Annotated in this window: 20 protein-coding genes; 7 read left to right on the top strand and 13 right to left on the bottom strand. The window is 66.4% G+C overall.

All coding sequences use genetic code 11. From position 1 onward, the window contains the following. The first annotated feature begins 68 nt into the window (after positions 1 to 68). A complete protein-coding gene (locus HNO88_RS04525; RefSeq protein WP_184242893.1) occupies positions 69 to 311 on the top strand; it encodes a GlsB/YeaQ/YmgE family stress response membrane protein in 243 nt (80 codons plus the stop codon). 4 nt (positions 312 to 315) lie between these two features. Here HNO88_RS04525 and HNO88_RS04530 read toward each other — a convergent pair whose 3' ends face one another. The 4 genes from HNO88_RS04530 to HNO88_RS04545 all read right to left on the bottom strand — a co-directional run bounded on the left by HNO88_RS04530 (position 316) and on the right by HNO88_RS04545 (position 4,156). Next, positions 316 to 1,059: an SDR family NAD(P)-dependent oxidoreductase gene (locus HNO88_RS04530; RefSeq protein ID WP_184242894.1), complete on the bottom strand. Its 744-nt coding sequence runs from the start codon at positions 1,057 to 1,059 to the stop codon at positions 316 to 318. A 161-nt stretch (positions 1,060 to 1,220) separates the two neighbouring features. Continuing rightward, positions 1,221 to 2,825 (bottom strand): L-aspartate oxidase, encoded by a 1,605-nt coding sequence (nadB, locus tag HNO88_RS04535; protein ID WP_184242895.1) that lies wholly within the window; start codon positions 2,823 to 2,825, stop codon positions 1,221 to 1,223. Beyond that, complete coding sequence (locus HNO88_RS04540) at positions 2,818 to 3,180, bottom strand: hypothetical protein (RefSeq protein WP_184242896.1); 363 nt, start codon at positions 3,178 to 3,180, stop codon at positions 2,818 to 2,820. Before HNO88_RS04540 ends, nadB begins: the two co-directional genes overlap by 8 nt. Positions 3,181 to 3,211: 31 nt before the next feature. Then, positions 3,212 to 4,156 carry an ABC transporter ATP-binding protein gene (locus HNO88_RS04545; protein ID WP_184242897.1) on the bottom strand — a complete coding sequence of 315 codons (945 nt, stop codon included), beginning with the start codon at positions 4,154 to 4,156 and terminating at the stop codon, positions 3,212 to 3,214. Between the two features lie 218 nt (positions 4,157 to 4,374). On the opposite strand from HNO88_RS04545, the gene HNO88_RS04550 reads away from it, so the two are divergent. After that, entirely contained in the window at positions 4,375 to 4,635 is a 261-nt protein-coding gene (locus HNO88_RS04550; RefSeq protein WP_184242898.1) for a zinc-finger domain-containing protein, read from the top strand. A 129-nt stretch (positions 4,636 to 4,764) separates the two neighbouring features. On the opposite strand, the gene HNO88_RS04555 is transcribed toward HNO88_RS04550, so the two are convergent. From HNO88_RS04555 to HNO88_RS04570, 4 genes are all read right to left on the bottom strand, one after another. Then, positions 4,765 to 5,790: an MDR family NADP-dependent oxidoreductase gene (locus HNO88_RS04555; protein ID WP_184242899.1), complete on the bottom strand. Its 1,026-nt coding sequence runs from the start codon at positions 5,788 to 5,790 to the stop codon at positions 4,765 to 4,767. A 5-nt stretch (positions 5,791 to 5,795) separates the two neighbouring features. Further along, complete coding sequence (locus tag HNO88_RS04560; protein ID WP_221419831.1) at positions 5,796 to 7,103, bottom strand: cytochrome P450; 1,308 nt, start codon at positions 7,101 to 7,103, stop codon at positions 5,796 to 5,798. Positions 7,104 to 7,121: 18 nt separating this feature from the next. After that, positions 7,122 to 7,952 carry an SDR family NAD(P)-dependent oxidoreductase gene (locus tag HNO88_RS04565; protein WP_184242901.1) on the bottom strand — a complete coding sequence of 277 codons (831 nt, stop codon included), beginning with the start codon at positions 7,950 to 7,952 and terminating at the stop codon, positions 7,122 to 7,124. Positions 7,953 to 8,153: 201 nt separating this feature from the next. Continuing rightward, positions 8,154 to 9,647 carry an aldehyde dehydrogenase family protein gene (locus tag HNO88_RS04570; RefSeq protein ID WP_312856999.1) on the bottom strand — a complete coding sequence of 498 codons (1,494 nt, stop codon included), beginning with the start codon at positions 9,645 to 9,647 and terminating at the stop codon, positions 8,154 to 8,156. A 186-nt stretch (positions 9,648 to 9,833) separates the two neighbouring features. Between HNO88_RS04570 and HNO88_RS04575 the strand changes: the two genes are divergently transcribed. Beyond that, a complete protein-coding gene (locus HNO88_RS04575; RefSeq protein ID WP_184242902.1) occupies positions 9,834 to 11,342 on the top strand; it encodes an NAD-dependent succinate-semialdehyde dehydrogenase in 1,509 nt (502 codons plus the stop codon). Between the two features lie 213 nt (positions 11,343 to 11,555). Then, positions 11,556 to 12,071, top strand: a complete 516-nt coding sequence (locus HNO88_RS04580; RefSeq protein ID WP_184242903.1) for a GNAT family N-acetyltransferase — start codon at positions 11,556 to 11,558, stop codon at positions 12,069 to 12,071. Positions 12,072 to 12,239: 168 nt separating this feature from the next. On the opposite strand, the gene HNO88_RS04585 is transcribed toward HNO88_RS04580, so the two are convergent. Further along, complete coding sequence (locus tag HNO88_RS04585) at positions 12,240 to 13,247, bottom strand: CorA family divalent cation transporter (protein ID WP_184242904.1); 1,008 nt, start codon at positions 13,245 to 13,247, stop codon at positions 12,240 to 12,242. A 68-nt stretch (positions 13,248 to 13,315) separates the two neighbouring features. Next, positions 13,316 to 13,567: a hypothetical protein gene (locus tag HNO88_RS04590; protein ID WP_184242905.1), complete on the bottom strand. Its 252-nt coding sequence runs from the start codon at positions 13,565 to 13,567 to the stop codon at positions 13,316 to 13,318. A 183-nt stretch (positions 13,568 to 13,750) separates the two neighbouring features. Here HNO88_RS04590 and ispG point away from each other — a divergent pair, with 183 nt between their 5' ends. Together ispG and HNO88_RS22175 are read left to right on the top strand one after the other, a co-directional pair. Further along, positions 13,751 to 14,887, top strand: coding sequence for a flavodoxin-dependent (E)-4-hydroxy-3-methylbut-2-enyl-diphosphate synthase (ispG, locus tag HNO88_RS04595; RefSeq protein ID WP_184242906.1), 1,137 nt, complete (start codon positions 13,751 to 13,753; stop codon positions 14,885 to 14,887). Positions 14,888 to 15,121: 234 nt separating this feature from the next. After that, positions 15,122 to 16,351 (top strand): NF038132 family protein, encoded by a 1,230-nt coding sequence (locus HNO88_RS22175; protein WP_184243091.1) that lies wholly within the window; start codon positions 15,122 to 15,124, stop codon positions 16,349 to 16,351. A gap of 167 nt (positions 16,352 to 16,518) precedes the next feature. On the opposite strand, the gene HNO88_RS04605 is transcribed toward HNO88_RS22175, so the two are convergent. Beyond that, positions 16,519 to 16,743: a hypothetical protein gene (locus HNO88_RS04605; RefSeq protein WP_184242907.1), complete on the bottom strand. Its 225-nt coding sequence runs from the start codon at positions 16,741 to 16,743 to the stop codon at positions 16,519 to 16,521. A 120-nt stretch (positions 16,744 to 16,863) separates the two neighbouring features. Further along, on the bottom strand, positions 16,864 to 17,292 hold the full coding sequence (locus HNO88_RS04610) for a hypothetical protein (protein ID WP_184242908.1): 429 nt from the start codon (positions 17,290 to 17,292) through the stop codon (positions 16,864 to 16,866). A 128-nt stretch (positions 17,293 to 17,420) separates the two neighbouring features. On the opposite strand from HNO88_RS04610, the gene HNO88_RS04615 reads away from it, so the two are divergent. Next, complete coding sequence (locus HNO88_RS04615; RefSeq protein ID WP_184242909.1) at positions 17,421 to 17,636, top strand: lipopolysaccharide assembly protein LapA domain-containing protein; 216 nt, start codon at positions 17,421 to 17,423, stop codon at positions 17,634 to 17,636. 338 nt (positions 17,637 to 17,974) lie between these two features. On the opposite strand, the gene rpoC is transcribed toward HNO88_RS04615, so the two are convergent. Then, positions 17,975 to 22,261 (bottom strand): DNA-directed RNA polymerase subunit beta', encoded by a 4,287-nt coding sequence (gene rpoC, locus HNO88_RS04620; RefSeq protein WP_184242910.1) that lies wholly within the window; start codon positions 22,259 to 22,261, stop codon positions 17,975 to 17,977. Positions 22,262 to 22,370 lie beyond the last annotated feature (109 nt).

Raw genomic sequence — 22,370 nt, forward strand, 5'->3', positions numbered from 1 at the left:
TTCGCGCAACCGGCACGCCGATGCTGCGTTGCGGTACGGTTGCGAACTCGAGTGGAAGGCGAAGGTCCATGATCAACATCATCAGCGCAATCATCAGCGGCTTGATCATCGGCGTGCTCGCCCGGTTCTTCTATCCCGGCTCGGTCAACATGGGATGGATCGCGACCATCCTGCTGGGCATTGGCGGTTCGCTCGTGGCGGGCCTGGTCACCAGCCGCGGCGCGGGCGACTTCAATCGCGCGGGATGCCTGGCCTCGATCATCGGCGCGATCGTGCTGATCTTCGTCGGCCGCCTGCTCGGGGTCGGCTGAGCGCTTAAAGCATCGCCCCGCCATCCACCGGGATCACCGCGCCGGTAATCCAGCGGGCGCGGTCCGAGCAGAGCATGGCGATGGCATCGCCGACGTCCTCGGGCTGAGCGACCCGCTTCAGCGCCTGCACGGCGATCGTCATGTCGCGGCCCTGCTCGGTCTGCGTCCAGGCGGCAATCGGCCCGGTGGCGGTCGTGGCCGGAGCGACCGCATTGACGCGGATCCAACGGTCGCCGAGCTCGGCGGCGGCGCGGCGCACCAGGTGCTCGATCGCCGCCTTCATCGCGCCGTAGGCGGCAACCGCCCCCGTCACCCGCCGCGCCGTCAGCGACGAGAGGAACACCACGCTTGCGCCTTCGGCGAGGATCGGCGTCAGGCTTTGCAGCAGGAAGAACGGCGCGCGCAGGTTCACCGCGGTCAGCTGGTCGAAGATGTCGGGGGTGCAAGCGGCGATGTCGGAGTTGCCCGGCATGACGGCCGCGTTGAGCACCAGCGCGTGCAAGCCTTCGGGGCAGAGCGCCGCGATCTGCCGCGCGAGCGTTGCAGGAGTGGCAGGGTCGGCCAGATCGCCGCCGACCAGCTCGGCCGTGCCGCCGGCTTCGCGGATCGACCGGGCGACCTCCTCGGCAAGCACGCGATTGCCGCCGTAGTGGACGATCACGCGGTATCCGTCCGCGGCAAGCGCCCGGGCGGTGGCGGCGCCGATACCTTGGGATGAGCCGGTGATGAAGGCGGTCTTTTGATCCATCTGTGCTCTCCCTTTCGCTTTTGATCCTCCCCTGCAAGGGGAGGGGGACCGCCGCTGGAAGCGGTGGTGGAGGGGTGTCACCCAGTCGTGCATGCGCGCGGGCGGGGACACCCCTCCGTCACGCCTTGCAGGCGTGCCACCTCCCCTTGCAGGGGAGGACCTTAAGGCACCAGCACTGTATCCACCGCCTCCGCCGCCGTCTCCGGGTAATCAAGCGTATAGTGCAGGCCCCGGCTCTCGTGGCGCTTCAGGGCCGAGGTCACGATCAGTTCCGCGCTCTGCAGCAGGTTGCGCAGTTCGACCAGATCGGTCGAGACGCGGAAGTGGCGATAGTATTCCTCGATCTCGTGGTTCAGCAGCTTGATGCGATGCTGCGCGCGTTCCAGCCGCTTGGTGGTGCGCACGATGCCCACGTAGTTCCACATGAACCGGCGGATTTCGGTCCAGTTCTGCTTGATCACCACTTCCTCGTCCGGCTCGGAGACGCGGCTCTCGTCCCACGGCTTGACCGGTGGCGGCGCGTCGAATGCGTCCCAATGGTCGAGGATGTGCGCCGCCGCCGCCTCGCCGAATACGAAGCATTCCAGCAGCGAGTTGGAGGCAAGGCGATTGGCGCCGTGCAGGCCGCTCTCGGTACACTCGCCCGCGGCGTAGAGGCCCGGCAGGTCTGTGCGCCCGTCGAGGTCGATCAGGATGCCCCCACAGGTGTAGTGCTGCGCGGGCACCACCGGGATCGGCTGCCGGGTCATGTCGATGCCGAGGCCGAGCAGCTTCTCGTAGATGTTGGGGAAGTGCTCGCGCACGAACTCAGGGCTCTGGTGGCTGATGTCGAGGTGGACGTAGTCTAAGCCGAAGCGCTTGATCTCGGCATCGATGGCGCGGGCCACGACGTCGCGCGGGGCCAGCTCCAGGCGCTCCGGGTCGTAGTAGGTCATGAACCGCTTGCCGGTGCGCGGGTTGATCAGGTGCCCGCCCTCGCCGCGCACGGCCTCGGTGATGAGGAAGCTCTTGACCTCCAGATTGTAGAGGCAGGTCGGGTGGAACTGCATCATCTCCATGTTGGAGACCCGCGCGCCCGCGCGCCAGGCCATGGCGATGCCGTCGCCGGTGGCCCCGCGCGGCGCGGTGCTGAACTGGTAGACGCGGCCCGCGCCCCCCGTGGCCAGGATCGTGGCGCGCGCGGTGTGGGCCTCCACCTTGCCGCTCTCCTGGTCGAGCGCGTAGACGCCCCAGACCCGGCCCGAACCGGAGTAGCGCGCCTCGTGCTTGCCGGTGATAAGGTCGATGCAGGCGCGGCCCGGCAGCAGGGTCACGTTGGGATTGTCCTGCGCGGCCTTGAGCAGCGCTGCCTGCACCGCCCAGCCAGTGGCATCGGCGACGTGGACGATGCGACGATGCGAGTGCCCGCCCTCGCGCGTCAGGTGCAGCGCCTCTCCGTCGGTGTTGAATGGCACGCCCAGCTCGACCAGCCGCTCGATCGCGTGCGGCGCGCGCTCGATCACGAACTCGACTGTTTCCAGCCGGTTCAGTCCGGCTCCCGCCACCATGGTGTCTCGGATGTGATCGTCGAACGTGTCGCCCGCGTCGAGCACAGCGGCGATGCCGCCCTGCGCCCAGGCCGTGGAGCCGCCGGTCAGCTCGCCCTTGGCCAGCACCAGCACCTTCAGCGTCTGGGCCAGCGCCAGCGCGGCGGTCAGCCCCGCCGCACCCGAGCCGACGATGATCACGTCGTAAGTCGGCTCCGTGCCGCCGTTCAAGTCATCCATCGCGCTTCCTTGCCGTCAACGCGACGCGCCCGCAACATTTTGCAATTAACCACGCATCCGCGTTGCAGACGGCGATCCGCAAATATATAAAGAGCTTACCGTAGTAAACGACGTACCGGGGGGCACGTCGTTGAGACCAAAATTCAAGCTTTTCGAAGTCGAAGGCCGCCGTCCGGCGGAAGGGATCATGTTCATGGTGCTGAAGAGATTTTTGTGCCTTTTCAACAAGCACACGCCCAAACGGTCGACGACTCAGTGGGATGGGGTCAGCTATGTGGGCGATTGCCGCCATTGCGGGCGACGAATCCGCCGGTTGTCGCGCGGCAACTGGAAAACCGACCAGCGACTCGATCATCCCGCACCACCAGTGCCATCGCCCCCGCCGATCACGCCGGCCGAGCCTCACTCGTCAAGCTGACGAAAACGTCCTCCAGGTCGGCCTCGCGCGTGGTGACGTCCACGATCGTGAAGCCTTGCGCCTGCACCGCCGCCAGCACCTGTCCCGCGTTGCTGACGTCCTTGTTGTACGTAATCGCGATCGTGCGCTCGCCGGTCTTCTCGCTCTTGATGAAGGCGGCGTCGACCGGCAGCTGGCCGAGATCGCGATCCAGCGTCAGTTCCACCACCTTCTCGCGTGCCATGCCGACCAGCTCGCGGGTGGGCTTGTTGGCGATGCAGGTGCCGTGGTTGATGATGGCGATCCGGTCGCACAACTCTTCGGCTTCCTCCAGGTAGTGCGTGGTGAGGACGACGGTGACGCCCTCGCGGTTCATCTCGGTGACGAGCTCCCAGAGCTGGCGGCGCAGTTCCACGTCGACCCCCGCAGTCGGCTCGTCGAGCACCAGCACCGGCGGCTGGTGGACCAGCGCCTTGGCGATCAGCAGCCGCCGCTTCATGCCGCCGGACAGCGCACGGGCATAGGCGTCGCGCTTGTCGGCCAGGTGGACGGCGCGCAGCAGTTCCTCGGAACGGCGCAAGTGCCTGGCGATGCCATAGAGGCCCGCTTGGTTCTCCAGCACTTCGAACGGCGTGAAGAACGGGTCGAACACGATCTCTTGCGGGACGATCCCGATCGAGCGCTTGGCATTGCGCTGGTCGCGGTCGATGTCGAAACCCCAGATGGAGACCGAACCCGAGGTCTTGCGCACCATGCCCGACAGGATGTTGATCATCGTCGACTTGCCCGCGCCATTGGGCCCCAGCAGGCCGAAGATCTTGCCGGCCGGGATGTCCAGGCTGACGCCCTTCAACGCCAGCTTGCCCTCCCCGCTTCCAGCAGGGGCGTAGCGCTTGACGAGGTCACGGATCTGGATGGCGGGAGTATCGGTCATGCCCGGCATTTGGGGCATGCGACGGGCGCGGTAAAGGGCGAGCTGGCGTGCTGACGTCCCCCCGGGCTCGAACCCGGGACCGGTTTCGCCATGTCGCAACCTCTCCCGCGTGCGCAGCCAGGTTCGTCGATGCCGGAACCGGTCCCGGGTCAGGCGCGGGACGACGTAGTGCTGCAAGCCTCTGGATCGCTTCGCCTCGCGCTGATAATGGCGATCCCATGATCAACCCGCCCGAGACCGTCACCACCGACAAGCGCCGCGTGTACTGCGATGGCGCCACCGACATTCGCGCCGGAGCCGCACTGGGCCATCCGCGCGTGTACCTGGAGATCGACCAGAAGGGCTATGTCGAGTGCGGCTACTGCGACCGCCGCTTCGTGCTCAAGGGTGGCGCTGCGGACGAGCGGGACCGGGTCGAGGTCTTCCCCGGCGACAACAACGAGTTCGGCGCCAGCGCCAGCACGAGCCAGAACCCGTAGAGGCCGGCGCGGCGCGTCCGGTCCTCGCACTCTGGATGGGCTGCGCCGCCACGTCAGACCCCGAAGCAGGCCCGGGGTGACGGTAATTCGTTTGGTGTGCGGCGCCAGCTTGCACCCACAGCTCGATCCCTAGATCGCGGGCGCCACGCGCACCAGCAGCTTGCCGACGTGATTGTGGCCGGCAAAGACGCTGGCGAAGGCTTCGGGCGCGGCATCGATGCCGTCGACGAACGACTCGGCGAAGCGGATCTTGCCCTGCTTCATCCAGCCGGCGATGTCGTCGAGGCCCTTCTGCCCCGCGAAGAGCCCGGCGAACCCCTTGATCTCCAGCGCCTTGTTCATGATCTGGCGGTAGAAGCCCGGCAGGTGATCTGGCCCCGGCCCTTCCATGCCGAGGCCGTAATAGGCGATGAACCCGCACATCGGCATGCGCGCGCCCCGCTTGAGGTGAGGCAGCACGGAAAGCGTCACGTCGCCGCCGACGTTCTCGAAATACACGTCCGCGCCGTCGGGCAGCGCCGCCTTGAGCTGCGCGGCGAAATCTGACGCCTTGTAGTCGGCCACGGCATCGAAGCCGAGGTCGAGCAGGCCCTGGCACTTCTCCCGCCCGCCGGCGATGCCGACCGCGCGTGCGCCGAGCGCCTTGGCGATCTGCCCCGCCATCGAGCCGACCGCGCCGCCGGCGGCCGAGATCACGATCGTCTCGCCCACCTGCAGCCGCCCGACCTTGATCACGCCTTCGTAGGCGGTCTGCCCCGGCCCGCCTAGCGCACCCAGAGCCGTCGATACCGGCGCGAGCGCGGGGTCGAGCTTGCGCGGGGGCCCGCGATAGTCGCTCTTGTCCGGCGCCACGACGGTCGTCTCGGCCCACGCCGTGCGGCCCTCGACATAGTCGCCCGCCGCATAGTCCGGGTGGTTGGAGGCGATCACCTGGCTGACCGTCGGCCCGATCATCGGCGCGCCCAGATCCATCCGCCCGCCGCCCGTCAGCGTGCTCTCGTCCAGCGAGAAGCGCAGCAGCGGATCGACGGCGATGTACAGCGTCCGCAGCAGCAGTTCGCCCTCGGCCGCCTGCGGTTCGGCCGCCTCTTCGATCCGGAAGTCCGAAGCCTTGGGATTGCCCTGGGCATAGCGCGCGACGACGACCTGCTTCATGGCGCTCACCGCAGCTTGACGGGAACGGCGGTCATCCCGCGGTGTTCGAGCCCGCGATACTCGGGCTTGGGCTTGGCGGGATCGAGCGTCATGTCCGGGAAGCGATCGAGCAACCCGTTGATGGCGACGATCATTTCCTGGCGCGCGACTTCGATGCCCAGGCAGCGGTGCGGGCCGAAGCCGAAGCCCATGTTCGCCTGCTTCTTGCGGAAGATGTCGTACTCCAGCGGCCGCTCGAAGATCGCGGGGTCGTGGTTGGCGGCGCCGAAGCAGAGGTAGACGCGTGTCCCTTCCGGCACGAACACGCCTTCGACTTCGGCGTCGGCGGTGCTGACGCGCGGCATCATCGGATCGGTACAGCGCCAGCGCAGCGACTCCTCGACCGCGGCATCGACCAGGCTGCGGTCCTCGCGGCAGGCGTCCCAGAACTGGCGGTGATTCATCAGCGCATCGATGGTGATGCCCAGCTGCCGCCAGGTGGTGCCACCGCCGGCAAAGATCGTGAGCTTGCAGTAACCGAAGATCTCGTCCTCGGTCAGCTTGCGCTTGTATCCGTCCTCCTCGTCGACGATCTCGGCGGCGAGCAGCCCGGCGATGAGGTTGTCGCCCGGCGCGCGGGTGTTCTCGGCGATCAGGTCGCGCAAGGTCTGGTCGACCCAGGCGCGCGAAGCGGCGGACTCTTCGGGCGGCAGATTGGCGGCTCCGAAGGTCGCGCGGTCCAGCTGGTAGCGGAACTCGATCACGTCCTCGCCCTCCAGCCCGATCGCGCGGGTGACCGTCGCCATCGGCAGTCGCGCGCAGAGCTCGAAATTCAGGTCGGTGGTTTCCTGGTCCAGCAGCCGGTCGAGCAGCGTGTCGACCGTTTCCTCGATCCAGCGCTTGTTCCACCAGTCGATCACCTTGGGCCGCTTGAACAACGGCTGCGCGGCCGAGCGCAGGCGCTTGTGCGGCTTGCCGACCATCGACAGGATCGTGGTGCCGATCGTGCGCACTCCCGCGCTCTCGTTATACCCTTCCGAGGAGAACAGCAGGTTCTCGCGAAAGCCGATCTCGCAGGCGCGGTACGAGAAGAAGGTCATCTCGTTACGCGGCGGACCCATGGCATGGCCGGCGATCTCGGGCACGCCAAGCAACCCGCGCAACGACCCTTGGTGCACGGGGGCCCGATCGCGCAGCGTGTTCATGTCGTCGGTGTAGTCCCGGTCGCCATCGACGCCGACATTGGCGCTCTGGCTGTTGACGTCGAACATCTCGGCATATCGCGGATTGTCGCTCATCAGCGAGTTGAGCGCGTTCGAGTTGCGTCCGGTCATGGGGCACGTCGCCATCGATCAGGCTCCTGTCTTGCGGCCGGCCATCAGGCCGCCGTCCACCGGCAGGTTCACGCCGGTGATGTTCGATGCGAGGTCGGAGCAGAGGAACAGGGCCGCCGAGGCGGTGTCGCGCGGCGCGATCGCCTTGCCCAGCGGGTGGGCGTTGCCCATGCTCTCCAGGATCCGGTCCTTGTGCTCGCCGTCCGGGTCCATGCCGGCGTAGCGGGTGAGCATGCCGGCCGGACATACCGCATTGACGCGAATGCCCTTGCCCGCCACCTCGATCGCCAGCGCGCGTGTGAGTTGGACCACCGCGCCCTTGGTGGTGCCGTAGAACACGCCGCCGTAGCCCATCAGCCCGGCGACCGACGCGGTGGAGACGATGCAGCCGCCGCTGTCCAGCCCCGCCCCGGCCTGCCCCGCTTCTGCCTGCCGATCGAACTGGCGGATCGCCGCCTGGCAACCGTAGACGACCCCGTTGACGTTCACGTCCTGCACGCGCTTCATCTCGGCGGGATCGAGCTCGACCAGGCTTTTCAGGCCCTTGCCGGGGATCGGGTTCACGGTGATCCCGGCGTTGTTGTACATGATGTCCAGCCGGCCGAACGCCTCGACCGCCTTGGCCACCGCGGCGTCGACCGAAGCGGGATCGGACACGTCACAGCCGATCGCGATCGCCTCGCCGCCACTCGCCCTCGCCGCGGCGGCGGTCTCCTCGGCGTTGGCGGCATCGATGTCCGCGGCAACGACCCTGGCGCCATGCTCCACGAACAGCAGCACCGCCGCGCGGCCCAGACCCGAGCCTGCGCCGGTGATCACGGCGACCTTTCCTTGGACCAGACCGTCCATCATGCTCTCCCGTATTTGTTCTTATATGTGTGTGCCGCTCTCCAAGATCCTCCCCTGCAAGGGGAGGGGGACCGCCGACGAAGGCGGTGGTGGAGGGGTGTCACCCTCTCGGTTGCGCACGCCTTCACCGGTGACACCCCTCCGTCAGTCCTGCGGACTGCCACCTCCCCTTGCAGGGGAGGATCTGGGAGCGCACCTGCATCACCCGCCGATGTTCAGCGTGGTCATCATCTGGAACTCGCGCAGGCCCTCGATGCCGCGCTCGCGCCCCTGGCCGCTCATCTTGATGCCGCCGCCGCTGGCGTAGCTCGACATCAGCGCGCCGTTGATGTTCACCGCGCCGCTGCGGATTCTGAGGCCGACTTCCAGCGCCTTGACCTTGTCCGCGCCGTGCACCCAGCCCGAGAGGCCGAACTTGGAGTCGTTCGCCATCTCCACCGCGTGGTCGAGGTCGCGATAGCCGATCACGCCGATGACGGGCCCGAAGATCTCGTCCTGCGCGGCCGGGTTCTTGTTGTCCGGCAAGTCGAGCACGGTCGGCTCGAAGTAGAAGCCCTTGTCGAGGCCCTCGGGCCGCTTGCCGCCCGCGACCACCCTGCCACCCTCGGCCACCGCCGCCTCGACGAAGTGCTCGCACCGTGCGCGCTGGCCGGCGCTGATCACGGGGCCGAGCACCGTCGCGGGGTCGCTCGCCGGGCCGATCTTCACGCCTTCCAGTGCCTTGGCCATGCCTTCCAGCACCTGGTCCTTGCTCTCCTGCGGCACGAACACGCGCGTGCCCAGCACGCAGCCCTGGCCGGCGTGCGAGAGGCAGACCGAAGACGCCGCCGAAGCCGCGCGGCCGACCGCGTCGGGCAGGTAGATCTGCGCCGACTTGCCGCCCAGCTCCAACACCAGCCGCTTCAGTGTGGGCGCGGCCTGTTCGGCCACCTTGGCGCCGACGGTGCACGATCCGGTGAAGCTGACCATGTCGACGTCCGGGTGCGTGGTCATGGCCAGGCCGCCTTCAAGGCCCTGCTCCATGATCACGTTCATCACGCCCTTGGGCAGACCCGCCTCGTCCGCCGCTTCGGCGAAGACCAGCGAGGACAACGGGGTGAGTGGATTGGGCCGCAGGATCACCGTGTCGCCCGCCATCAGCGCCGGGATCACCTTCCAGAACGCGGTATAGAACGGCACGTTGTAAGCCGAAATCGCTGAAACCACCCCGAGCGGCGACCAGCGCTTCAGGCTCTGCACCGTGAAGAAGGGGTTCACCCGCTCGTGGATGGGGAGAGGGTTCTCCTCGTGCTCTGGCAGGCGCAGGAACAGGTCGACGATCTCGTCCGTCATGCGCAGCGGCGTGTGCACTTGCGCGCCCATGACGTTGGAGGAAACCGGGCAACCGGCTTCGAGGATCGCGCATTCCTTCAGCCGATCGGCACGGGCCCGCAGCGCCTCGGCATAGCGGGTCATGTACTTTGCCCGCTCCTTCATCGACAGGCCCGACCACCCACCGTGGTCGAACGCGCGGCGCGCGGCGGCGATCGCCGCGACCGCTTGCGCCTGGGAGACGCCGGTTACGGTATCGACGATGCTTTCGTCCGACGGATTCTCGACATCGAAGGCCGTGCCCTCGCCCTCGACGAACGCGCCATCGATGTAGCCTGCGTAGTCCAGAACGCCTCTCCATGATTTTTCGCTATAGCGAATTATTGTTCGAACTTGAGACTAAACGAGGCGCTGGTTGCCGTCAATCGAACTCACATGCGATCGGCACCTGCAGCATCGGCGCATGGTTGCATCGCGCGGGACCGATCCCTATTCCACTGCCGTCGTCGCGCCACGCTGACTGCGTTCAGCCTTGGCGCCCAGCTTGCAAGCGAGAGGATGCCTCTTCCCATGGCCTATACCGATTTCCTGAAGCAGCAGTGCTACATCGACGGCCAGTGGGTGGACGCGGATAACGGCGCGACTTTCGAGGTTACCGATCCCGGCTCGGGCAAGGTGCTGGGCACGGTGCCCAAGGCCGGCGCCGCTGAAACCGCCCGCGCGATCGAGGCCGCCGAGGCCGCCCTGCCCGGCTGGCGCGCCAAGACCGCCGCCGAGCGCGCCAGGATCATGCGCAAGCTCTTCGACCTGATGATGCAGCACCATGACGACCTGGGCGAACTGCTCAGCCGCGAGCAGGGCAAGCCCTTCGCGGAAGGCAAGGGCGAGATCGCCTATGGCGCCGGCTTCATCGAGTGGTTCGCCGAAGAGGGCAAGCGCGCCTATGGCGACGTGATCCCGGGGCATGCCGCCGATCGCCGCATCGTCGTGATCAAGCAGGGCATCGGCGTGGTCGGCGCGATCACGCCCTGGAACTTCCCGAACGCGATGATCACCCGCAAGCTGGGCCCGGCGCTGGCCGCCGGCTGCACCATGGTGATCAAGCCGGCTTCGGCCACGCCCTACTCGGCGCTCGCGATCGCCCGGTTGTGCGAGATGGCGGGCGTGCCCAAGGGCGTGGTCAACGTCGTCACCGGCAGCGCCGGCCAGATCGGCTCGGAACTGACGCGCAACCCCAAAGTCGCCAAGATCACCTTCACCGGCTCCACCGAGATCGGCCGCGAGCTGCTGAAGGAGTCTGCCGAGACGATCAAGAAGTGCTCGATGGAGCTGGGCGGCAACGCGCCGTTCCTGGTGTTCGACGACGCCGATGTCGATGCCGCAATCGAAGGCGCGATGATCTCCAAGTTCCGCAACGGCGGCCAGACCTGCGTGTGCACCAACCGCTTCTACGTGCAGGACGGCGTCTATGATGAATTCGTTGGCAAACTGGCGGACCGGGTCAAGGCGATGAAGATCGGCTACGCCATGGACGAGGGCACGCAAGTCGGCCCGCTGATCGACGAGAAGGCGGTCGAGAAGGTCGAGGAGCATCTGCAGGACGCCCTCGCCGGTGGCGCCAAGATCCTGGCAGGCGGCAAGCGCAGCTCGCTCGGCCACAGCTATTTCGAGCCCACCGTGCTCTCGGGCGTGAAGGCCGACATGAAGATCGCCAGGGAAGAGACCTTCGGGCCGCTCGCCGGCGTGATCCGCTTCACCGATGAGGCCGACGCTATCCGCATGGCGAACGACACCGAGTTCGGCCTCGCCAGCTACTTCTACGCGCGCGACATCAGCCGCGTGTGGCGCGTGGCCGAGGCGCTGGAAGCAGGCATGGTCGGCATCAACACCGGCCTGATCTCCACCGAGGTCGCGCCGTTCGGCGGCGTCAAGCAGTCGGGCCTGGGGCGCGAAGGCTCCAAGTACGGTCTGGAGGACTTCATGGAGCTCAAGTACTTGTGCATGGGCATCGAGACTGCCGCGCCCACGACCAAGCAGGGCCAGCCGCAGCCCGGTTCGGGCGATGCCGGCGGAGAGTAAACCACTTAACCCCTCCACCACCCACTTCGTGGGTGGTCCCCCTCCCCGAGCGGTCCCCCTCCCCGAGCTTGCTTGAGGAGGATCCTAGGTCGGTCCTGAAATCCTCCCGGAGCTTGCTTGGGGAGGGGGATCGCGAGCCGCAGGCTGGGGGTGGAGAGGTATGGCGCAACTACGCCGATTGACGCGTCCCCTCAATCCGGCAATGTCGCGAGGATGATCCTGCGCGACGCCACTCCCGAAGACGCCACCACCATCGCCCAGCTCGGCGCGGACGCATTCTGCGCCGCCTTCGCACACCTCTACAACCAGCAGGACCTCGGCGGCTTCCTCGCCGCCAGCCACTCGCCCGCCAGGACTGCCGCCGAGATCGTCGATCCCGGCATGCGCATCCGCCTGGCGATCGACGACGATGGCAAGCTGATCGGCTTCTGCAAGCTGGTCCTTGCCTGCGGCTGGCCCGAGCACGCGCGGGCGGAGAGGGTGATCGAGTTGAAGCAGCTCTACACCGATCCTGCCGTCACCGGGCGCGGCATCGGTGCCGCGCTGATGGACTGGGTCCTGGACGAAGCGCGGGTGCAAAACGCAGGCGAGATACAACTCTCGGTCTACAGCGACAATCATGGCGCCCAGCGCTTCTACGCACGCTACGGGTTCGAGAAGGTGGCCGACATCCACTTCATGGTCGGCGAACAGCGCGACGAGGAATTCCTGTTCAGCCGGGTGTTATAGGGTGGTCCGGGCTTGATCAAAGGGGTCGACGCCCATCGATAGGCGTATTCGGCCGCCGGCTCGTCCTCGCGCAGCAACGGGTTGATGGCGCCGTGGCTCTCGCCGGCCATGTTTGGACGGAGGGTGTTTGCCGGAGCGACCTGAGCCCACCGCGAACCAGGCAGTCGCTCAGAACCACCTCAGGCGACGGAACAGCAGCAACAGCGCGCCCGCGATCGCCGCGCCGATCATCACCACTTCCCAGAACGCGAAGGGGTCCTTGGCATGCGGGATACCTTCCACGTTCATGCCCAGCAGACCGGCTATGAAGTTGAGCGGCAGGAAGATCGTCGCCACGACCGCCAGTTGCGACTGGGTGCGCGCATTGCGCTCCAGCAGCCGTGCGCGCACGTCGTCCTGCAGAACCAGCGCGCTTTCCTTGCTGATGTCGAGATCCTCGACATAACGACGAAGGCGATCGATCGATTCGGCGATCTCGCGCCGGTCGTGCTCCTCGAACCAGGCGGGCGCATCGCGGGAAATGTTCTCGAGCGCCTCGTGCTGTGGCGACATGTAGCGCTTGAGCGCCAGGCATTCGCGCCGGATGCGCGTGATTTCATTGAGGGTCGCCTTGTCGGCGCAATCGACCTCGCCGGCCTCCAGCGTATCGATCGCCTCGTCCAGATCGAGGATGACGTGGCTCATCCGGTCGATCATGTGCTCGGTCAGCGATGTGATCAGCGATCCGGCATCGACCGGGCCGTGCCCTTCGTCCAGTTCGTGCCGCGTATCGCGCGGGGTCTGCAGGGCGACGCGGCGCAGGGTGATCAGCCGCTGGCCGTCGCACCAGACCTGCATGGAGACCATGTCCTCGGGCTCGGCGCCGGGATTGAAGTTTATGCCGCGCAGCGTCGCCACCAATGCCTCGCCCTCGCGGAAGGCGCGCGGACGCGTGGCGTCGCTGGTGAGCAGCTCGGCAGTGGGCTCGGGCACGGCGAGCGCGTCCATCAACCATGCGCGGACGCCGGGCACCGTGCGGCACATATGCAGCCAGAGCACTTCCCCGGCTTGCGAGGATCGCCAGTTCTGCGCCTCCTCCCACCCGATCGCGCGTGCGCCGCCCCGGCCGTCGAGCACGCGGCCGAACAGGAGCGGTCCGTCGAGGTCGCAATCGTCGTTGTGGGTCGGGTCGAGCATCGGCGCTGCATGCCCGAACGATGGACCGCGCGAAAGGTGCCATCTCACCGGACGCGCGCACGTGTACTTCAGGCCCGCATGTGCTGCTCCATCGCGAGCGTCGGCTTGTCCTCCAGCGAAACCCGCATCGGCTGGTCAAGCCGAAGCGGACGTCGACCGTACCCGCTCCCGTGCGGCTGCGGCGGGGCACAGCCGTATCCGTCGTCGCCTTGCGTCATCGGGCACGGCGCTGGTTGCGCAGCGAGCAGGGGCGCGGCGAAAGGCGCGGCGCTGGCCACGAGCAGCGCGGCGACGAGCAGCCAATGATGCGAGATCCTCATGGGATTTGCTCTCCTCTTGTCGTGGTTCTCTTCGTCGTCGTCAGCGGGTCCTGACGGTCGCCGCCTCATGCCGCAGGGGCGCAACCGAGGAAATCGCGCCCGTCGCAAGGGCTCGCACGTTGGTCGATCACGGACGCAACAGCCGCCTTTCACCTGTCGCACGAAGCGCGTATATGAGCGCCCATGTCCTCCATTCGTCCCTGGCGCACTATCGAGCGCCGCAAGAGCCGCCAGATCATGGTCGGCAAGGTCCCCGTCGGCGGTGATGCCCCGATCACGGTGCAGACCATGACCAACACGCTGACCAGCGACGCCGGGGCGACGATCGACCAGATTCGCCGCTGCGAGGATGCCGGCGCCGACCTGATCCGCGTCTCGTGTCCCGACGTGGAAAGCACGGCGGCGTTCCGCGAGATCGCCCGCGCGGCGAAAGTGCCGCTGATCGCGGACATCCATTTCCACTACAAGCGCGCCCTGGAAGCCGCCGATGCCGGCGCCGCCTGCCTGCGCATCAACCCCGGCAACATCGGCTCCAACGAGCGCGTCGCCGAAGTGGTGCGCGCCGCCAAGGCCAACGGCTGCGCCATCCGCATCGGCGTGAATGCCGGCAGCCTGGAGCGCGACTTGCTGGAGAAGTACGGCGAGCCTTGCCCGGAGGCACTGGTCGAATCGGCGCTGGATCACATCAAGCTGCTGCAGGACCACGATTTCCACGAGTACAAGGTGGCGGTGAAGGCCAGCGACGTGTTCCTCGCCGTCGCCGCCTACCAGGGCCTGGCCGAGGCGACCGACTGTCCGCTGCACTTGGGGATCACCGAGGCGGGCGGACTGATCGGCGGCACCGTCAAGTCGGCACTGGGCATCGGCAACATGCTGTGGGCCGGCATCGGCGACACCCTGCGCGTCTCGCTCTCGGCCGAGCCGGAAGAGGAAGTGCGCGTCGGCTTCGAGATCCTCAAGTCCCTGGGCCTGCGCACCCGCGGCGTGCGCGTGGTTTCCTGCCCGTCCTGCGCGCGCCAGGGCTTCGACGTGATCCGCACGGTCGAGGCGCTGGAAAAGCGGTTGTCGCACATCAAGACGCCGCTCTCGCTCTCGGTCCTGGGCTGCGTCGTCAACGGCCCGGGCGAGGCGCGCGAGACCGACATCGGCCTTACCGGCGGCGGCAATGGCAAGCACATGGTCTATCTCTCGGGCGTGACCGATCATCATGTGCAGTCGGCCGACATGCTCGACCACATCGTCGCGCTCGTCGAAGCCAAGGCGGCCGAGATCGAATCGCAGATGACCGATGCCGACAAGGTGACCGAGGCGGCGGAGTAAATAATTCGACTGCCGGTCGCCAACTATAGCGCGGCGCGAAGCAACTGTAACTTCTGTGTTTAAGCACGTGCTCTTGGCTGTTCGACAGCGCCCCTGATGATGCCCAGCTGTTTCTACGTATAGACAGGCAATCGCCTCCCGCAGATACCAGAACCCGGCTTCCCGGGTGGCCTTCCAGAAAACACTCCGCACCGCGTCCGGTGCGCCTGTTCTGTTTCTTGAGGGGCAAATCTCATGGCATTATCAGCATACCGGCTGGCGTTGTCGCTCGCCGGCGCGGCGATCTGTTCGACGCTCGGTGCATCGCACAGCGCGCAGGCCGCCACCTGCATCGGCAACTGCGGCCACAACTTCGGCACCGCCGATGGCGTCATCGTACCCGCTCCGGGCAGCTTCGGCGAATACGACTGGGTGTCGACCCAGGGCGGCCTCGATGGTGCGGCAGGGATCGCCGGCTACGACACCAGCGCCACCAACGGCTCGGAACTGCTGTCAGACATCTTCTTCGCCGCCGTGGGCCAGATCGTCAGCTTCAACTTCAACTACGTGACGTCCGACGGTTCGCAGTTCGCGGACTACGGGTTCGCACAGCTGATCAACACCACCACCAGCGAAGTCTACGAGCTGTTCAACGCTCGCACGGTGCCCGATGGCGCCATCATTCCCGGTCGCGATCTGCCGCCGGTGGTGGCGACACTCTCGCCGGCCGTGGTGTCGATCAATCCGGGCGCACCGACTTGGTCCCCCCTCGGAGACTCGAGCGGAGACTGCTACGGCCCGGGCTGCGGCTATACCGGCTGGGTCGCGTCGACCTTCACGGTGCCGACCGAGGGCTCGTACCAACTGCGCTTCGGCGCCGCCAATTGGCTCGACGCCGCCTACGACAGCGGCCTGGCGTTCAGCGGCCTGCTGCTGGACGGCGCGACCATCGGCGATGGCTCCAGCTTCGAGAACCCGCTGCTGCCGCAGGAGATCGGGCCCAACGGCGAGTTCCAGTTCGAGTTCACCGCGACGCCCAACCAGACCGTGTTCGTCGATCCCTACATCACCACGGGCTACGACTTCGAGGTGCAGTCCGGCCAGCTGATCCTGAGCGCCATCTTCCCCGAGCTCGGCGATGCGAACGGCTACGACGTGTTCAGCCTGACCGACCTCGTCAATCCACTGGGAACGGGCATCATGGGCGGATCGCTGTTCAGCTTCGGATCGGGCGTGAGCGGTTTCGCCTTGCGCGGGATCGATCCCTCGCTCGCGCTCGATCCCGCGAACGTGGGTGCGTTCGTGACCGGCCTGACGTTCGACATCAGTGGCCCGACCACGATCCAGCTGACCCAGACTCCGGTGACCGAGTTCTCCGCCGCCGTGCCCGAGACATCGACCTGGGCCATGATGATCCTGGGCCTCGGCCTTATGGGCGCGACCCTACGCCGTCGGTCTGCCGTACGGGCTGTAGCGGTGGCTTAGTGGCCCTGGCCCTCTTCCCGTGCGGAAAAAGGAACGGCTGAGCGGCATGCCGCCTGGCCGCAGTGAGAGAGGGACTTGTGCGCTCACAGACGTCGAGCCCCTCTCTCCACCGGGGAGAGGAGGTGCACTCCGCGCGCGACATAGGCTCCGTCTTGGCGGCAGTTGCTTCAGAGATCGATCAGCCCGAGCGAGCGGCGCGGCTTGCCACCCTGGTCGGATTGGACATGGCTGCAGCCCGGACCGAAGCATGTCTCGGCCGCGCCGGCACGCACGCCGGTCCACAGCGCGAACGCGGTCATGGCCAGGACCGCGGCTGCGGCGGCTGTGGTGACGGGCGAGTGCGAGCGGAACATCGGCGAGACTTTCACGGCTGGTCTGTGTGCGTCACCCATGCCGCATCGCGTCCGCCGAGGCCATGTCGCCCGTCGAGCCGGCCATGTCGCTCGTCGACGAAGCGCCCGCCGCGGAAGATCTGCCAGCAGAATGCGCCCGATCTCAGGAGGGATGGCGCCTCAGAAATGAATGTCGATGTAGTCGGTCAGCCTATCGCACCACTCGAACTCACGCAGCCGGTAGTATGGGCGCCCTTGGGTGATGGCGAAGTGCCAGTCCTTGGTCGCTTCGCAACGGCGGCCGAGATCCGGCGTGTCGGTCATGCGGATGGTCCCGCGAAAGGTGAAATGGCCCTTGCCGATCTCGGTCACGGTGCCGTCCAGCTGCAAGCGCCCCGGCCCACCCGCCTGCGCCTGCGCGGCGGTCAGACGCCACACCGGTCCCTTGACTACGCGCACCGAGCCTCGGGTGTGCCAGTCGATCCATTGCAGCGTCACGCCCTTGGCCGCGAGCAGGCGCTGTGCGTCACGGGCGCTGTTGATACGCGTGCGCTCGCCCGGTGCGGCAGCGGTCAGCAAGGCAAGCGGCAGGAGCAGGAGGGCGCGCATCTTCGCATGGTAGCGCCTTTTGGCCGCCTTGTCCCGTAGCGAGGCGCGAGCCTACGCGTTCGCACTTGCAAAACGATCCAGATCGGACACACTCGGCTCAGGCGATTTGAAGAAGGACGACTCAGCTCGTGTTGAAGCTGATCTTCTTGCTGGCCATCGTGATGGCGACCGGCACGGTCCTGGTCCTGCTGGTGATGTCGCGCCGCAATCGCCATCGCCGCCGCCTCAGCCGCGCGCGACGCGAAGGCGACTATGCCGAGCGACAGTCGCAATGGCGCAAGTACCTCAGCATCGATCAGAGCGGCCCCGAGCGCCGCAACACCGACCAGGGCGACGGCAAGTAACGGCAGGCGAGTACCGCGTTCCAGGGCGTCTTGACCAAGAGCGAAGCCGCTCCAGGTTTCGATGCCGCATTGCCCGAGACGATGACCGGAAACGGTCGACTGGAGAATGCTCTAGCGGGAGCAGATCGACAAGCTCCTGCTCCCGTTCGTGTCGGGCCAAGTCGAAACACGTGAGCGTGGCGCTACCGTGTCGACTTCGCTCGACGCGAGCGGGGGGAGAGCAGCATGCGCAGGGATGGCCGCGTGCCCCAAACATGAAGACCCCGACCGACCAACGAAAAGCCCCGCCGGATCACTCCGGCGGGGCTTCTGGTTAGCCGAGGTTCGGCGAGCCAGGCTTACGCCTGATCGTCGTCGCCCTTGATCAGGTAGTCGCCGGCATCCGCATCGGTGCCATGCGTCTCGCCCTCGTAGGCCGCCAGCGGATCGTCGCCGATCGCAGCTTCCGGGCCCTGGCGCAGTTCGGCCGCGTGCTCTTCGGCGGCGCTGTTCGGGATGACCAGCGCTTCCTGGAGCTTGCGATACGAGGCCCGCAGGGCAGCGTCGCGGCTGGTGGCGGCGACGCGCATGCGGTTCATTCCGGCACCGGTGCCCGCCGGGATCAGGCGCCCGACGATCACGTTCTCCTTTAGGCCGATCAGCGAGTCGCGCTTGCCTTCGACCGCCGCCTGCGTGAGCACGCGGGTGGTCTCCTGGAACGATGCGGCCGAGATGAACGAGCGCGTCTGCAGCGAGGCCTTGGTGATGCCGAGCAGCACCGGCTTGCCTTCGGCGGGGCGCTGCCCGTCTTCCAGCTTGCCGTTGTACTCCAGCATCTCCTCGTGGTCGACCTGCTCACCCGCCAGCAACGTGGTGTCGCCGCCGTGCGTGATCTCGACCTTCTGCAGCATCTGGCGAACGATCACTTCGATGTGCTTGTCGTTGATCTTCACGCCCTGCAGACGATAGACCTCCTGGATTTCCGCACACAGGTACTCGGCCAGAGCTTCCACGCCGAGCACTTCGAGGATGTCGTGCGGATCGGGCGAGCCCGAGATCAGGTTGTCGCCCTTCTTGACGTAGTCGCCTTCCTGGACGTCGATCACCTTGCTCTTCGGGATCAGGTACTCGACCGGCTCGCCTTCCTCGGGAATGATCGCGATCTTGCGCTTGGCCTTGTAGTCACGCACGAACTCGATGCGGCCACTGGTCTTGGCGATGATCGCGTTGTCCTTGGGCTTGCGCGCCTCGAACAGCTCCGCGACGCGCGGCAGACCGCCGGTGATGTCGCGGGTCTTGGCGGCTTCGCGGCTGGCACGCGCGATGATATCGCCCGCTTCGACCGCCTGTCCGTCCTCGACCGAGAGCGTCGTGCCCGGAGCGAGCATGTAGCGCGCGGCCTCACCCGAGTCCTCGTCGAGCAGGGTCAGGCGCGGACGCAGATCCTCCTTCTTCTTGGCGCGGGTCGAACGGTCCTCGGTAACGATGCGGCTGGTCATGCCGGTCGCCTCGTCAGCCTGCTCGGTCAGCGTACGGCCGTCGATCAGATCCTGGTAGCGGATCACGCCCGAAGTCTCGGTGATGATCGGCAGCGAGAACGGATCCCACTCTGCCAGACGCTCGCCTTCCTTCACCGCGCCACCGTTCTCGTGGATGAGGACGGTACCGTAAGGCACGCGGTGCATGGCGCGCTCGCGGCCCTCGGTGTCCAGCACCACGATCTCGCCGTTGCGGGCCAGGCTGAGGCGACGACCACGCTTGTCGGTGATGGTCGGAATGTCGCGATAGACGACAGTACCGTCCGAGATCGATTCCAGATGGCTGGTCTCGTTCAGCTGCGCCGCACCACCGATGTGGAAGGTACGCATGGTCAGCTGCGTGCCCGGCTCACCGATCGACTGCGCGGCGATGACGCCGACAGCCTCACCGATGTTGACCGGCGTACCGCGAGCGAGGTCACGCCCGTAGCACTTGCCGCACACGCCCTGCGTGGCTTCGCAGACCAGCGGCGAACGGATGCGCGCCGCCTGCAAGCCGGTCGCCTCGATGCTCGCCACCGCGGCTTCGTCGAGCAGCTGGCCGTTGGACGCAACCACGTTGCCTTCCTTGTCGACGATATCCTCGGCCAGGGTCCGGCCCAGGATACGCTCGGCGAGGCTGGCGATGGTCGCACCGCCCTGCACGATCGAGCGCATTTCCAGCGCACGCTCGGTACCGCAATCATCCACCACGACCACGCAGTCCTGCGACACGTCGACCAGACGGCGGGTCAGGTAACCCGAGTTCGCCGTCTTGAGCGCGGTGTCGGCCAGACCCTTGCGGGCGCCGTGGGTCGAGTTGAAGTACTCAAGGACGGTCAGGCCTTCCTTGAAGTTCGAGATGATCGGCGTCTCGATGATCTCGCCCGAAGGCTTGGCCATCAGGCCGCGCATGCCCGCGAGCTGCTTCATCTGCGCTGGCGAACCACGCGCGCCCGAATGGCTCATCATGTAGATCGAGTTGATCTGCTTCTGGCGGCCGGTCTCGGGATCGATCGGCATGGCGCGGATCTCGTCCATCATGGCGTTCGCCACCTGGTCGCCGCAGCGGCTCCAGGCGTCGATCACCTTGTTGTACTTCTCCTGCTGGGTGATCAGGCCGTCCTGGTACTGCTGCTCGTAATCCGCGACCAGTTCCTTGGTCTCATTGACGAGAGCGACCTTGCTGTCCGGGATGATCATGTCGTCCTTGCCGAACGAGATGCCCGCCTTGAACGCGTTGCGGAAGCCGAGCGACATGATCGCGTCGGCGAACAGCACCGTGTCCTTCTGGCCGGTGTGACGATAGACCTGGTCGATCACGTCACCCAGTTCCTTCTTGGTGAGAAGGCGGTTGACGACGTCGAAGGGCACCGTGTGGCTCTTGGGCAGGCACTCGCCGATCAGCATGCGGCCCGGCGTGGTCTCGACGCGGAGCATGTACTCCTTGCCGTTCTCGTCGGTCTGCGGGATCCGGGTGTGGATCTTGGAGTGCAGCGTCACCGCACCCACGTGCAGCGCCTGGTGCACTTCGGCGATGTCGGACAGCATCATGCCCTCGCCCGGCTCGCCTTCGCGGTCCATCGAGAGATAATACAGGCCCAGCACCATGTCCTGCGAGGGCACGATGATCGGCTTGCCGTTGGCGGGCGAGAGGATGTTGTTGGTCGACATCATCAGCACGCGCGCTTCCAGCTGGGCTTCCAGCGAGAGCGGCACGTGGACGGCCATCTGGTCACCGTCGAAGTCGGCATTGAAGGCCGAGCAGACGAGCGGGTGCAGCTGGATCGCCTTGCCTTCGATCAGCACGGGCTCGAACGCCTGGATGCCCAGCCGGTGCAGCGTGGGCGCACGGTTCAGCAGAACCGGGTGCTCGCGGATCACCTCGTCAAGGATATCCCAGACTTCCTTGCGCTCCTTCTCGACCCACTTCTTCGCCTGCTTGAGGGTCATGGAAAGACCCTTGGCATCGAGACGGGCGTAGATGAACGGCTTGAACAGCTCGAGCGCCATCTTCTTGGGCAGGCCGCACTGGTGCAGCTTGAGCTCGGGACCGGTCACGATCACCGAACGGCCCGAATAGTCGACGCGCTTGCCCAGAAGGTTCTGGCGGAAGCGGCCCTGCTTGCCCTTGAGCATGTCGGACAGCGACTTGAGCGGACGCTTGTTGGCGCCGGTGATGATGCGGCCACGACGGCCGTTGTCGAACAGCGCGTCGACCGCTTCCTGCAGCATGCGCTTTTCGTTGCGCACGATGATATCCGGCGCGCGCAGCTCGATCAGGCGCTTCAGACGGTTGTTGCGGTTGATGACGCGGCGGTAGAGGTCGTTCAAGTCCGAGGTCGCGAAGCGGCCGCCGTCCAACGGCACCAGCGGGCGCAGCTCGGGCGGGATGACCGGCACGACGTCGAGGATCATCCACTCGGGGCGATTGCCCGAATCGATGAACGATTCCACGACCTTGAGCCGCTTGATGATCTTCTTGGGCTTGAGCTCGGACTTGGTGGTCCGCAGCTCTTCCAGCAAGTCGTCACGCTCCTGCTCGAGGTCGAGCGACATGAGCATGGCCTTGACCGCCTCGGCGCCGATGCCGGCCGAGAACGCGTCCTCGCCGTACTCGTCCTGTGCGTCGAGCATCTCGTCTTCGGTGAGCAGCTGGAACTTCTCGAGCGGGGTCAGGCCCGGCTCGATCACCAGGTAGCTCTCGAAGTACAGCACGCGCTCCAGCTGCTTCAACTGCATGTCGAGCAGCAGGCCGATGCGCGAAGGCAGCGACTTCAGGAACCAGATGTGCGCGACCGGCGCGGCCAGCTCGATGTGACCCATGCGCTCGCGGCGCACCTTGGTGACGGTCACTTCGACGCCGCACTTCTCGCAGACGACGCCCTTGTACTTCATGCGCTTGTACTTGCCGCACAGGCACTCGTAGTCCTTCACCGGACCGAAGATGCGCGCGCAGAACAGGCCGTCACGCTCGGGCTTGAACGTGCGGTAGTTGATCGTTTCCGGCTTCTTGATCTCGCCGAAGGACCAGGAGCGGATGCGCTCGGGCGAGGCTAGACCGATCTGGATCTGATCGAAGGTCTCGGGCTTCGCCATCTGGTTCGTGAACTTGGTCAGGTCGTTCATTCTGAACTCCGTTTAAGCCCTCTCCCCTTCGGGGGAGAGGGTTGGGAGAGGGGGCTGTCCCCCTGAAACTTCGCTGGCGAGAAAGGACAACAAGCCCCCTCTCCCCGAC

It is taken from the genome of Novosphingobium chloroacetimidivorans (assembly GCF_014204535.1).
Classification (GTDB): Bacteria; Pseudomonadota; Alphaproteobacteria; order Sphingomonadales; family Sphingomonadaceae; genus Novosphingobium; species Novosphingobium chloroacetimidivorans.